This window comes from Citrobacter sp. Cf125 (assembly GCF_030333935.1).
Lineage (GTDB): Bacteria > Pseudomonadota > Gammaproteobacteria > Enterobacterales > Enterobacteriaceae > Citrobacter > Citrobacter freundii.
Map to the genome: position 1 here is coordinate 672,201 of NZ_JAOWEY010000025.1, position 14,024 is coordinate 686,224.

Annotated in this window: 10 protein-coding genes; 3 read left to right on the plus strand and 7 right to left on the minus strand. The window is 54.0% G+C overall.

Going from position 1 to position 14,024, the window contains the following annotated elements:
• Positions 1–222: 222 nt before the first annotated feature.
• Entirely contained in the window at positions 223–900 is a 678-nt protein-coding gene (locus tag OGV89_RS19885) for an isochorismatase family protein (RefSeq protein WP_003035382.1), read from the minus strand.
• Positions 901–916: 16 nt separating this feature from the next.
• Positions 917–1,777: a pirin family protein gene (locus tag OGV89_RS19890; RefSeq protein WP_003847027.1), complete on the minus strand. Its 861-nt coding sequence runs from the start codon at positions 1,775–1,777 to the stop codon at positions 917–919.
• A gap of 108 nt (positions 1,778–1,885) precedes the next feature.
• Here OGV89_RS19890 and OGV89_RS19895 point away from each other — a divergent pair, with 108 nt between their 5' ends.
• The gene (locus OGV89_RS19895) at positions 1,886–2,797 is read left to right on the plus strand and encodes a LysR family transcriptional regulator (RefSeq protein ID WP_003847025.1); all 912 of its coding nucleotides are present in this window, start codon (positions 1,886–1,888) and stop codon (positions 2,795–2,797) included.
• A gap of 79 nt (positions 2,798–2,876) precedes the next feature.
• Here OGV89_RS19895 and infA read toward each other — a convergent pair whose 3' ends face one another.
• The 5 genes from infA to trxB all read right to left on the minus strand — a co-directional run bounded on the left by infA (position 2,877) and on the right by trxB (position 8,701).
• Positions 2,877–3,095 (minus strand): translation initiation factor IF-1, encoded by a 219-nt coding sequence (infA, locus tag OGV89_RS19900; RefSeq protein ID WP_002211347.1) that lies wholly within the window; start codon positions 3,093–3,095, stop codon positions 2,877–2,879.
• 285 nt (positions 3,096–3,380) lie between these two features.
• Positions 3,381–4,085, minus strand: coding sequence for a leucyl/phenylalanyl-tRNA--protein transferase (aat, locus tag OGV89_RS19910; protein ID WP_003035721.1), 705 nt, complete (start codon positions 4,083–4,085; stop codon positions 3,381–3,383).
• A 44-nt stretch (positions 4,086–4,129) separates the two neighbouring features.
• Positions 4,130–5,851 carry a heme ABC transporter ATP-binding protein/permease CydC gene (cydC, locus tag OGV89_RS19915; RefSeq protein ID WP_196614662.1) on the minus strand — a complete coding sequence of 574 codons (1,722 nt, stop codon included), beginning with the start codon at positions 5,849–5,851 and terminating at the stop codon, positions 4,130–4,132.
• Positions 5,852–7,618 (minus strand): heme ABC transporter permease/ATP-binding protein CydD, encoded by a 1,767-nt coding sequence (cydD, locus tag OGV89_RS19920; protein WP_174329433.1) that lies wholly within the window; start codon positions 7,616–7,618, stop codon positions 5,852–5,854.
• 114 nt (positions 7,619–7,732) lie between these two features.
• Positions 7,733–8,701, minus strand: a complete 969-nt coding sequence (gene trxB, locus OGV89_RS19925; RefSeq protein ID WP_003035727.1) for a thioredoxin-disulfide reductase — start codon at positions 8,699–8,701, stop codon at positions 7,733–7,735.
• Between the two features lie 547 nt (positions 8,702–9,248).
• On the opposite strand from trxB, the gene lrp reads away from it, so the two are divergent.
• Positions 9,249–9,743: a leucine-responsive transcriptional regulator Lrp gene (gene lrp / locus OGV89_RS19930; RefSeq protein ID WP_002439523.1), complete on the plus strand. Its 495-nt coding sequence runs from the start codon at positions 9,249–9,251 to the stop codon at positions 9,741–9,743.
• A 134-nt stretch (positions 9,744–9,877) separates the two neighbouring features.
• Positions 9,878–13,939, plus strand: a complete 4,062-nt coding sequence (ftsK, locus tag OGV89_RS19935; protein ID WP_262143850.1) for a DNA translocase FtsK — start codon at positions 9,878–9,880, stop codon at positions 13,937–13,939.
• Positions 13,940–14,024 lie beyond the last annotated feature (85 nt).

The following is a 14,024-nucleotide window of genomic DNA, read 5'->3' on the forward strand; positions in this document are numbered from 1 at the left end:
GATTCGAACCCCGGATACGTTGCCGTATACACACTTTCCAGGCGTGCTCCTTCAGCCACTCGGACACCTCACCATATTGTATTGCTGCCTTACCGCTTGGGGGGCAACGGGGCGCTACTATAGGGAGTTGCGCTAAAACGGTCAAGCAGAATTTACGTGTTAACTCTCGTTTGGTTACGCAATATACATATTCCTCCGCCCAGGCAGGCGCGGAGGATAAGATTAGCGCTGAGAGTCCAGTTTTTCGCCGTTGGTCACGACTTCCTGGGCTTTACTGTAGCTCTCGATCAGCAACTGATAAGCCGGGAAGACTTTGGTATACACTTCTGCCCATTCGGCGGCGTCTTCACGGTTCCATGTGCCCTGAATTTCAGACGCGACGGCGGCGGTATCCATCGGCACGACGCCAGCCTGAACAACGCGAGCCAGGGTGATTTCCTGCGCCATTTTGCTGTAAGTACCGGAAGCGTCGATCACTGCGAAGACCTTATAGCCTTCTGCAACCGCGCTGATAGCCGGGAAAGCCATGCACACGCTGGTAATCGTACCGGCGATAATCAGCGTCTTACGACCTGTTGCTTTGACCGCTTTCACGAAGTCTTCGTTATCCCAGGCGTTGATTTCGCCTTTACGCGCCACGTATTGGGCATGTGGCGCATTAGCGTGGATCTCAGGGATCAGCGGGCCGTTAGGTCCCTGCGGTACGGATGCCGTGGTAATCACAGGTATCTTCGCCAGGGTCGCCATTTTAGCCAGCGCGGCGGCACGCGCACGCAGTTCTGGCATTGGCATGTCGCCGACGGTCTGGAACAACCCGCTCTGATGATCGATAAGCAGCATGACGGAATCATTTACATCGATGACCGGACGTGAACCATTAAAGTTTGCAGGACTGGACATATTCTTCTCCTTCGATTCAGATTTGGCCAAAGCGGCCGGAGTTAAAATCGCGTACGGCTTCAGCGATTTCTTGTTTCGTGTTCATTACAAACGGACCGTAACCTACAATCGGCTCGTTCAACGGTTCTCCAGAAAGCAGTAGCACGCTGGCGTCGCTGGAGGCTTCAATATGCAGCGTTTTCCCTTGCTGGCTCAGCACCACCAGTTGCGCTTCGCTGGCAGACGTAGTGCCGTTTACGGTGATATTCCCTTTCAATACCACCAGCGCAGTGCTCCATCCTTCCGGCTGGGACAACGTGAGCTGATGATTACGTTGTAAACGCATATCCCAAACGTTCAGCGGCGAGAAGGTATGTGCCGGGCCTTTTGTATCCTGATAGCTGCCCGCAATCACCCGAACGCTTCCTGCTTCATCAGGCAGGGCGACAGAGGGGATCACATCGCTGTTGATGCCCTGGTAACCCGGAACGGCCATTTTGTCCTTTGCTGGCAGATTGACCCACAGCTGTACCATTTCCAGTTCGCCGCCCTGACGGGTAAATTCTGGTGAATGGAACTCTTCATGTAATATTCCTGCACCCGCGGTCATCCACTGCACGTCGCCGGGGCCGATAATGCCGCCGCGACCGGTTGAATCACGGTGTTCAACTTCGCCGCTGTAAACGATGGTCACCGTCTCAAAACCACGGTGAGGGTGCTCGCCTACGCCGCGTTTTTCGTTACCCGGCGTAAACGTATGTGGACCGGCGTAATCCAGCAGCAGGAACGGACTTAGTTGCTCAGCATGAGACTGGTAAGAAAACATCGAGCGAACCGGAAATCCATCGCCAACCCAGTGCGGGCGAGGTGCGGTGTAGACGCCTGTTACGTGTTTCATTTGTGTCTCCTCAGTGGCGTTATCTTGATGTGAATAAGCTTATATTCATGACAGCGAGCTGAGTAGTAGCTAAAATAGTTCTCACTGTCTCATAAATAGGACAATTAGATGACGAAGCCAGATCTCAATGATTTTGCATGGTTTGTGCATGTTGTAGAGGAAGGAGGATTCGCGGCGGCGGGTCGGGCGCTTGATGAACCGAAATCAAAACTAAGCCGACGGATAGCGCAACTGGAAGAGAGGCTGGGAGTTCGACTGATTCAGCGAACCACCCGCCAGTTTAACGTGACGGAAGTGGGGCAAACCTTTTACGAACACTGTAAGGCGATGCTGGTTGAAGCGCAGGCGGCGCAGGATGCCATTGCCGCGTTACAGGTTGAACCGCGTGGCGTGGTGAAGTTGACGTGCCCGGTCACGTTGCTGCATGTGCATATCGGGCCAATGCTTGCTCGTTTTATGGCGCGTTATCCTGACGTATCAGTACAACTGGAGGCGACAAATCGTCGTGTTGACGTTGTTGGAGAAGGCCTGGACGTGGCGATTCGTGTCAGGCCTCGGCCATTTGAGGATAGCGACCTGGTGATGCGCGTGCTGGCGGACAGGGGGCATCGTTTGTATGCCAGCCCGCAGTTAATCGAGCAAATGGGGGCGCTACACTCTCCGGCAGAGCTGACACGCTGGCCTGGTTTGAGTCTCGCCTCGGGCAAACATGTACATCGTTGGGAGTTATTTGGCCCGCAGGGCGCGCGGGCAGAGGTGCATTTCACGCCGCGAATGATTACCACCGATATGCTGGCGCTACGTGAAGCCGCAGTTGCCGGCGTGGGGGTAGTGCAACTTCCGCAACTGATGGTAAAAGATCAATTAGCCGCGGGTGAACTTGTGGCGTTGCTCGACGGTTGGGAACCGAAACGAGAAATTATTCACGCAGTCTTTCCATCACGCAGGGGATTATTGCCGTCAGTGCGCGCTTTAGTAGATTTCTTAACGGAAGAATATGCGCGGATGATTGAGGATTAAATACATATCCTCAGCCCACAAAAAAGGCCGGTTAAACCGACCTTTTATTATCTGGACGCCATTCGGGCGTTAAAAACAATCAGCGACTACGGAAGACAATGCGGCCTTTGCTCAGGTCGTACGGGGTCAGCTCAACAGTCACTTTGTCGCCCGTCAGGATGCGGATATAGTTTTTGCGCATTTTACCGGAGATGTGTGCAGTAACCACGTGACCGTTTTCTAACTCTACGCGGAACATGGTATTAGGTAACGTATCGAGAACGGTACCCTGCATTTCAATATTGTCTTCTTTGGCCATCTAATCCTCTGGGGTATCACTACCGTAATTTGAACCGGCAAGATAATGCCGAAGTTCTTTTAATAAGTAAAGATTTGTGCGTTTAAAACACAGCAAATCGGGTTTGGCGCATTACTCTAACCACACACGGCAAAGCCGCACTTAAAGCGCAACGTGTAAGGGAACGAGGAGATAAACGATAGGCGTTGCCTGACGCGAACTGTTCCTTAACGGCGGCGGGGTAATGGGCTAAACCAACTCTGCGCGACAATTATAACACCCCGACAAAAAATGTGCCGAAAACATTCACCCCTGAGGCGAAAATAACGTCCTGGGAACCCAGAAATGGCTCGGTAGCCGCTGCTGGCGCAGTCTGCTCAGGTGTTCAAGGTACTCCCGACGAGGGGTTTCGACGGCGCCCAGCGAAGCTGTGTGGCTATTTAATACCTGGCAGTCGATTAATTTCCCGCCCTGACGGATAAATTCAGCGCAAAAAACAAGCAGTGCGGTTTTGGACGCATTTTCCTGACGGCTGAACATTGATTCGCCACAAAATAGTGTACCTTGCGCCACGCCATACATACCGCCCACTAATTCATTTTTTCGCCACACTTCAATGGAGTGCGCATGGCCCAGTTCGTGCAGGCGATGGTAGGCGTCCACTACATCATGCGTTATCCAGGTGCCTTCTTCCCGGTCGTTCGCGCAGCCTTCAATCACCTGACCGAACGCGTAATTGAGCGTCACGCGATAAGGCGAGTTTTTATGAAAGCGTTTCATGCTGCGGCTGAGATGAAATTTCTCGGGCCAAAGAATGGCGCGTGGATCGGGCGACCACCAAAGGATGGGGTCTCCAGGCGAAAACCACGGGAAAATTCCGCGCTGATAGGCCATTAACAGTCGGGCTGGGCTGAGATCGCCGCCAAGCGCCAACAAACCGTTAGGCTCGCGTAAAGCGCCTTCCGGTGAAGGGAAGGCTATAGAATGGCGGGACAATTGCACCAGGCGCATGACTGCGAAACTCCACTACGCGAGTTTGATCGTTCAATAATAGCTTACAGACGTTGCTTAAACTGGTAATAACGCCCCTGCCGGGCTAACAAATCTGCGTGATTACCTTGCTCAATAATGTGTCCGTTGTCCATCACTATTATTTGATCAAAACGTGACAAGCCGCGCAGACGATGTGTCACCATCAATACGGTTTTATCACGCATGGCATCGCCAATTAATTCAAGCATTTGGCTTTCTGTTGTTGCATCAAGCCCTTCGGTCGGTTCGTCCAGCAGCATCAGTGGGGCATCGTGCAATAAGGCACGAGCGATAGCCAGACGACGAAGTTCGCCACCAGAAAGCTGTCGACCCCCTTCGCCTAACCAGGCGTTGAGTCCATCACCCTCAAGCAGTTTATCCAGACCGACGCGGCGCAGCATCGCGGATAATGTGTCATCACTGGCGTGCGGTGCCGCCAGTAGAAGATTGTCGCGAAGCGTCGCGCTGAACAGGTGCACGCGCTGTGGCACGACGCTGATGCTCTGGCGCAGCGTGGTTTCACTGAGGGCTGAAATCGGCTGCTCATTAATCAGAATTTCGCCGTGCTGCGGATCCCATGCGCGGGTGAGCAATTGCAGTAACGTTGACTTACCACATCCGGTGCGACCGAGAATCGCAATATGCTCACCGGGCTGAGCCTGCAGGGAAAGGGTGTCGAGCGCTTTTTGTGCTTGTCCCGGATAACTGAATGATACATCGCGTAGTGTGAGAGTGACCTGCTCAGAAACCGGGGAACCGGCATCCGGGAAGGTGACTTCTGGCTGCTGTTCAGTCAGTTCGGTGATGCGCAGCGCAGAGGCAATAACCTGTCCGAGATGCTGAAACGCGCCGGTGACGGGTGCTAATGCTTCAAATGCGGCCAGCGCACAGAAGACAAACAGCGCGATCAGCGCACCCGGCTGGGTATTGCCACCTACGCCACCTGAGGCCATCCATAACATCACAACCACTGCCAGTGCGCCGACTAACAGCATGACCGCCTGTGATAGCGCCGTTAATTCAGACTGACGTCGTTGAGCTTCATGCCACTGCAACTCGGTGGCTTCCATTTGGGCGCGGTAACGTTCACTGGCACCAAAGATGGTCAGTTCAGCTTGGCCCTGCAGCCAGGATGTTAACTGCTGACGATACTGCCCACGTAAATGCGTCAAGCTTTGCCCGGTGCTTTTACCTGCCTGATAAAAGAGTGGGGGCAAGATAAATAAGGTCAGCAGCATAATACCGCCGAGAGTAATAGCTAGCGTGAAATCGAGAACGCTTAGCCCCAGCGTGACCACCATGATGACGACAAAAGCGCCTACAAGCGGGGAGAGCACGCGTAAATAGAGATGATCGAGCGTGTCGACATCCGCCACCACGCGATTAAGCAATTCACCTTGTCCATAACGGGACAGGCCAGCAGGAGAGAGCGGCAGCAGTTTGCTGAAGGTATATATACGCAAATGTTGCAGCACGCGGAACGTCGCGTCGTGGCTGACCAGTCGCTCGAAATAGCGGCCCGCGGTGCGGGTGATTGCCGCACCGCGTACCCCGGCGGCAGGGAGCATATAGTTAAAACTGTAAATCCCGGTGACACCCACCACAGCAGAAGCCGACAGGAACCAACCGGAAAGCGTCAGCAAACCAATACTTGCCAACAGTGTGACGATCGCCAGAACGATCCCCAGGGTTAACATCCATTTGTGACGTTTATACAGCGTCAGATAAGGTAGCAAAGCGCGCATTTAGATGTCCTCCTGACGATGAGCCAGTAATGTCGCAAACGCCCCGTTGGCTGCGCTAAGTTCGGCATAAGTGCCTTGTTCAACGATCTGTCCGTCCTGCATCACCCAGATAGCATCCCAGTCGGCAAGGTCTTCAAGTTGGTGTGTCACCATCAGCGTAGTCTGGCGGCGTGACGCTGCGTTCAACGCTTGCATCACGCGTTGTTCGCTGTGTGCATCCAGGCTGGCGGCGGGTTCATCAAGCAGCAGCAACTGACACGGGTTGAGTAAGGCGCGAGCCACGGCAACGCGCTGCGCTTGTCCGACAGAAAGTCGAGCCGCCTGATCGCCTACTGGTGTATCTACACCCTGCGGCAGTAGCGGTAAAAACTCACTGACCCAGGCGCTGTCGAGTGCGGCCTGCAGTTGTTCTTCGCTGGCATCGGGGCGAGCGAGCAGCACGTTATCGCGTAACGTGGCGGCAGGGAGTTGCGGATTTTGTCCAACCCAGGACAGCTGTTTGCGCCAGCAATCAGGCGACAGGTCACGTAGTTCAAAGCCGTTAATTCGCAGCGATCCCTGATAAGAGAGAAATCCGGACAGGACATTGAGCAACGAACTTTTTCCGGAGCCGCTGCGGCCAACCAGCACCGCGCGTTGGCCCGCTGGCAGGGTAAAGTTGAGCGGGCCTGCAAGCACTTTACCTTCCGGCGAGGTGATGACCAGATCTCGTGCTTCAATTGAAACAGCGTCTTTTGTTGTCAGCTCAATGTCGCCACGCTCAGGATGTGCAAGCGGGGTTTCCATGAAGGTTTTCAGACTGTCTGCTGCACCAACGGCTTGTGCTTTGGCGTGATAAAAAGTGCCCAGATCGCGCAGGGGCTGGAAAAATTCCGGCGCCAGAATGAGCGCGAGGAAGCCGGCAGCCAATGTGACACCTGTGCCGTAGTGTCCAAAATCGAGTTCGCCAAGGTAGGAAAAGCCGAAGTAAACCGCGACCAGTGCGATGGACAGGGAGGTAAAGAACTCAAGGACACCGGATGACAGGAAAGCCAGGCGCAGGACTTCCATAGTGCGCTGGCGGAAATCCTGTGACGCAGCGCGGATGCTTTCCGTTTCGGCTTCACCGCGACCAAAGATTCTTAGCGTCTCCATGCCACGCAGGCGGTCGAGGAAATGGCCGCTGAGGCGAGCAAGAGCCTGAAAATTGCGGCGGTTAGCGTCGGCAGCACCCATACCAACCATCGCCATAAACAACGGGATCAGCGGGGCAGTTCCAAGCAGAATCAGGGCGGCCACCCAGTTTGACGGGAATACCGCCGCCACGATCAATAAGGGGACGCATACGGCCAACGCCATTTGCGGCAGATAACGTGCATAGTAATCATGCATATCGTCAATCTGCTCCAGGATCAACGTGGCCCAACTCCCGGCCGGTTTGCCTTGTATCCAGGCCGGACCTGCCTGTTGCAGACGGTCAAGCACCTGGCGGCGAATTTCAAAGCGAATATGCTGCCCTGCGTGAAACCCGACCCGTTCGCGTAACCAGACGACCCATGCCCGCAGGATGAAAATCAATACCAGCACGATGAAAGGAAGCAGAAGCGCCTCTCGGGGAATATTGGCCATGATCATATGGTCCAGAATTCGGGCCATGAGCCAGGCCTGAGCGACAATTAACAGGCCGCTCACGAACCCCAACAGGCGCGAAATGTTCAGCCATCGTTGGGAAATTACACTTTGCTGTTTTAACCAGCGGGTCAGCTCTTTTTGACGGGTTTTATTCATTGCACGCTTAGCAGGTGAGTTATTGGAATTTTTGGGCAGGGCAATGTTACAACGAGGCAAAAATAAAGGCGACTTATAGTCGCCTTTTTTACTTTTGTTACTGATTTGTAAAACTTATTTGCAAGCGTCCGCCAGACCGTCGAGATAACGTTCTGCATCAAGCGCGGCCATACAGCCCGTGCCCGCAGACGTAATCGCCTGGCGATAAATATGGTCCATCACGTCACCGGCTGCGAAGACACCCGGAATGCTGGTTTGAGTGGCATTGCCGTGAATACCGGACTGAACTTTGATGTAGCCGTTTTCCAGTTCAAGCTGACCGTCGAAAATAGCGGTATTAGGGCTGTGACCGATAGCGACAAATAACCCGGCAACGTCAAGTGATTCCACGTTGTCAGTGTTTTGCGTATCGCGCAGACGCAGTCCGGTTACGCCCATTTGATCGCCGGTCACTTCTTCCAGCGTGCGGTGGGTGTGAAGCACGATGTTGCCGTTTTCAACTTTATCCATCAAACGTTTGATGAGAATTTTCTCCGCGCGGAAGCTGTCGCGACGGTGAATCAAATGCACTTCAGATGCGATATTCGCCAGATATAGCGCTTCTTCAACAGCGGTGTTGCCGCCGCCGATCACCGCAACTTTTTGGTTACGGTAGAAGAAACCGTCGCAGGTCGCGCAGGCGGAAACGCCACGGCCTTTGAATGCTTCTTCTGAAGGCAGACCCAGGTAACGTGCTGAAGCGCCGGTGGCGATGATCAGTGCGTCACAGGTGTATTCACCGCTGTCGCCGGTCAGACGGAAAGGACGGTTTTGCAGATCAACTTTGCTGATGTGATCAAAAATGATTTCAGTGTCAAATTTGGACGCATGTTCGTGCATACGTTCCATCAGCAGCGGGCCAGTAAGATCGTGCGGATCGCCAGGCCAGTTTTCCACTTCTGTTGTTGTGGTCAACTGACCACCTTTTTCCATACCGGTAATCAGTACCGGTTGCAGGTTCGCGCGTGCAGCGTAGACCGCAGCGGTATACCCCGCAGGGCCAGAGCCCAGAATAAGAAGTTTACTGTGTTTGGTTGCGCCCATGAGATCCCCATAGTTGTTGGCAGGCAATGAGCAGGATTGTAGGGAATTTACAGACGTAAAAAAAGAGTATGGCGATTTTGTTAACAATATGTGTAATAGCAGAAACCGATGAACGGGGTGATCAGCCGTAATACTATAACGATTTCTACTTAAAATCGGTCAGTTATAAGGTGATAAAATGACGATTTTCCATCACTGCGAATGAATAACTGGCATGTTGTACTAAAAATCGATGTTTTGCTTTGACAATCCCCTGCTGTTTTGCGAAAACATTCAAGGAAGAAAAAAACTGTGTCATGTATGTGCTGCATAATCATGCATGTAGATACCATGTTTACCGTGTTAGCGAAATCTACGCATGGTGTGGACAGATGCCATTCGTGATGTCGATAGCCGCCGACAGGCAACGGTCTTCTCACCATAAACCCAGACATTGCGAACCGAAAATCCCTCTGGGTTGCGGTTTATTTTGATGGGTAGCGACTCTGAACAGTGATGTTGGTAGAGTCAGGCAGGAGTAGGGAAGGAATACAGAGAGACAATAATAATGGTAGATAGTAAGAAGCGCCCTGGCAAAGATCTCGACCGTATCGATCGTAACATTCTTAATGAGCTGCAAAAGGATGGGCGTATTTCTAACGTCGAGCTTTCTAAACGTGTGGGACTTTCACCAACGCCCTGCCTTGAGCGTGTGCGTCGGTTGGAAAGACAGGGTTTTATTCAGGGCTATACAGCGCTGTTAAACCCGCATTATCTGGATGCATCACTTCTGGTTTTTGTTGAGATTACTCTGAATCGTGGCGCCCCGGATGTGTTTGAACAATTCAACTCTGCAGTACAAAAACTTGAAGAAATTCAAGAGTGTCATTTGGTTTCCGGTGATTTCGACTATTTGCTGAAAACACGCGTACCGGATATGTCGGCATACCGTAAGCTGTTGGGGGAAACCCTGCTGCGTCTGCCTGGCGTGAATGACACACGTACTTATGTAGTCATGGAAGAAGTCAAACAGAGCAATCGTCTGGTAATTAAGACGCGCTAACACGGAACAGGTGCAAAATCGACGCAGTTTGATTACACTCCTGTTAATCCATACAGCAACAGTGCCGGGGTAACCCGGTGCTGTTGTCCGTTTTAGCATCGGGCAGGAAAAGCCTGAAACCTGGAGAGCCGTTTTTGAGCCAGGAATACACTGAAGACAAAGACGTCACATTGACGAAGTTAAGCAGCGGGCGCCGACTTCTGGAAGCGCTACTGATCCTTATTGCCCTTTTTGCCGTCTGGTTGATGGCTGCCTTACTCAGCTTTAACCCTTCGGATCCCAGTTGGTCACAAACCGCATGGCATGAACCTATCCATAATCTGGGGGGAATACCCGGAGCATGGTTGGCGGACACGCTGTTCTTTATTTTTGGCGTCATGGCCTACACCATTCCCGTCATCATTGTTGGCGGCTGTTGGTTTGCCTGGCGACACCAGGCCAGCGACGAATACGTCGATTATTTTGCCGTCTCGCTGCGCATTATTGGCGTTCTGGCGCTGATTCTCACTTCCTGCGGGCTGGCCGCAATTAACGCCGATGACATCTGGTATTTCGCCTCTGGCGGCGTGATCGGCAGTCTGCTCAGCACTACGCTACAACCTTTACTGCACAGCAGCGGCGGCACGCTGACGTTGTTGTGCATTTGGGCGGCGGGATTAACGCTGTTCACCGGTTGGTCATGGGTGAGCATTGCGGAAAAACTGGGCGGCTGGTTACTCAATATCCTGACGTTTGCCAGCAACCGTACCCGCCGCGACGATACCTGGGTCGATGACGAAGAATATGAAGATGAAGAAGAGTCTGTCGATGCCGCTGATGGCAAACCCCATGAATCGCGTCGGGCTCGTATTCTGCGCGGTGCGTTAGCGCGCCGTAAGCGTTTGGCAGAGAAATTTACCAACCCGCTTGGTCGTCACACCGATGCGGCGCTGTTCTCCGGCAAACGCATGGATGATGAAGACGAAATTGAATACAGCGCCCGTGGCGTGGTTGCCGATCCTAACGATGTGCTGTTTTCCGGCAATCGCGCGACGCTGCCTGAATATGACGAGCTTGACCCACTGCTTAACGGCCACTCGGTGACCGAGCCTGTGGCTGCAGCAGCTGCAGCTACAACGGCCGCTCAGGCCTGGAGCGCGCCGGTAGATCCGTTGCTGCAAACCTCGCCCGTGACCAACACTGTTATGGAGCAACCGGCCCCAGCCGTAGCCTGGCAATCCGCACCAGGCCCGCAAACCGGTGATGCCGCGATTGCACCAACGCCTGAAGGTTATCCGCAACCAGCCCAGTACGCGCAACCTCCGGTGCAGCAGCCGTATGAGCCATGGCAACAGCCGGTTGTGGAGGAGAGTCCGCAGCCGCAATATTACGCACCGCAGCCGGAACCTGTTTATGCGCAGCCAGTCGCACCGCAGCCGGAACCTGTTTATCAGCCAGAGCCTGTGCTGCAGCCTGTCTATCAACAGGATCCGACCTCTCAACAGAACGCCACATTCCAGCAGCCTGCTTATCAGCCGGAGCCTGCGCCGCAACCTGTTTATCAGCAGGAATCAATCCCTCAACAGAGCACTACGTTCCAGCAGCCTGTGGTTGAACAACCGCTTGTGGTGGAACCTGAGCCCGTGGTTGAAGAAGTTAAACCGACTCGTCCGCCGCTCTATTACTTTGAAGAAGTCGAAGAGAAACGTGCGCGTGAGCGTGAGCAACTGGCCGCATGGTATCAGCCGATTCCAGAACCTGCTCAGGAGCCTGAGCGTATTAAACCGTCTACGCCATCTATGCCGACGACTGCATCCATACCGCCCGTTGAGTCTGTTGCTGCTGTTGCACCGCTGGCTGCCGGTGTAAAAAGCGCCGCTTTAGGGGCGGGTGCAGCGGCAGCTGTACCTGTCTTTAGCCTTGCGGGCAGCGGTGCGCCGCGTCCGCAGGTGAAAGAGGGGATTGGCCCGCAGTTACCGCGCCCAAATCGTGTGCGCGTGCCTACTCGCCGGGAATTGGCGTCGTATGGCATCAAACTGCCGTCACAGCGTATGGCTGAAGAGAAAGCGCGCGAAGAGCAGCTTGATACAGATGCGTACAATGACGATGAAATGGATGCAATGCAGCAGGACGAGCTGGCACGCCAGTTCGCTCAGTCGCAGCAGCATCGTTATGGCGAAGAGTATCAGGACGATACCCACCAGACTGATGACGAAGATTCAGCCGCAGAAGCGGAACTGGCTCGCCAGTTTGCTTCTTCTCAGCAGCAGCGTTATTCCGGTGAACAGCCTGCCGGAGCGAATCCGTTCTCGCTCGATGACTTTGAATTTTCGCCAATGAAAACGCTGGTAGATGATGGGCCGCATGAGCCACTGTTTACGCCTGGCGTGATGCCGGAGCCTGCGCCGCAGTACCAGGAACCTGTTGCACCGCAGCAGCATTATCAGCAACCGGCGCAGCCTGTTGCACCGCAGCAGCATTATCAGCAACCGGCGCAGCCTGTCGCACCGCAGCAGCATTATCAGCAGCCGGCGCAGCCTGTTGCACCGCAGCAGCATTATCAGCAACCGGCGCAGCCTGTCGCACCGCAGCAGCATTATCAGCAGCCAGCGCAGCCTGTTGCACCGCAGCAGCATTATCAGCAGCCAGCGCAGCCTGTTACACCGCCGCCGCAGGATAGTCTGATCCATCCGCTGCTGATGCGTAATGGCGACAGCCGTCCGGCGCACCGTCCAAGCACGCCGCTGCCATCGTTAGATCTGCTTACACCGCCGCCGAGCGAGGTTGAGCCGATAGATACGTTCGCGCTGGAGCAAATGGCACGTCTGGTGGAAGCGCGTCTGGCGGATTTCCGCATTAAAGCCGATGTGGTGAACTACTCTCCAGGCCCGGTGATTACCCGCTTTGAGCTTAATCTGGCTCCTGGGGTTAAAGCGGCGCGTATTTCCAATCTGTCGCGAGATCTGGCGCGTTCATTGTCGACCGCAGCGGTACGTGTGGTCGAGGTTATTCCAGGCAAACCGTATGTCGGACTGGAGTTACCGAATAAAAAACGTCAAACCGTTTATCTGCGTGAAGTACTGGATAACGCTAAATTCCGTGATAACTCATCTCCGCTGACTGTGGTGCTGGGTAAAGATATTGCGGGCGAACCGGTGGTGGCAGATCTGGCAAAAATGCCGCACCTGCTGGTAGCAGGGACAACCGGATCCGGTAAGTCTGTTGGGGTGAACGCCATGATCCTCAGCATGCTGTATAAGGCGCAGCCGGAAGACGTTCGCTTTATCATGATTGACCCGAAAATGCTGGAACTGTCGGTTTATGAAGGCATTCCGCATCTGCTGACCGAAGTCGTGACCGATATGAAAGATGCTGCTAACGCCTTGCGCTGGAGCGTCAATGAAATGGAACGTCGCTACAAGCTGATGTCGGCGCTTGGCGTGCGTAACCTTGCCGGTTATAACGAGAAAATCGCTGAAGCCGCCCGCATGGGGCGTCCGATTCCGGACCCGTACTGGAAGCCGGGTGACAGTATGGATGTTCAGCATCCGGTGCTGGAAAAACTACCGTATATTGTTGTGCTGGTGGATGAATTCGCCGACCTGATGATGACGGTTGGCAAAAAGGTGGAAGAACTGATTGCTCGTCTGGCGCAAAAAGCGCGTGCGGCGGGGATCCACCTGGTGCTGGCAACCCAGCGACCGTCGGTTGACGTTATCACCGGACTGATTAAAGCGAACATTCCAACGCGTATCGCCTTTACCGTGTCCAGTAAAATTGACTCGCGTACCATCCTTGACCAGGGCGGAGCGGAATCGCTGTTAGGTATGGGTGACATGCTCTATTCCGCACCGAACTCGACGATCCCTGTGCGTGTTCACGGCGCCTTTGTTCGTGATGAAGAAGTTCACGCGGTGGTTCAGGACTGGAAGGCGCGCGGTCGTCCGCAATACGTCGACGGCATTACCTCTGACAGCGAAAGCGAAGGCGGCGGTGGCGGCTTTGATGGTGGCGAAGAGTTGGATCCGCTGTTCGATCAGGCGGTAAACTTTGTGACCCAGAAACGCAAAGCCTCAATCTCCGGCGTCCAGCGTCAGTTCCGTATCGGTTACAACCGAGCGGCGCGCATCATCGAGCAGATGGAAGCGCAGGGTATTGTCAGCGAACAAGGGCATAATGGTAATCGTGAAGTGCTGGCTCCGCCGCCCTTCGAATGATTGCAAAGTTAAGTAATTCAGTATTTTCTACTTTCCTCATGCTGATTTTTGGCCTGAAATGGATAGCAGAGGGATCTCCCCGTTG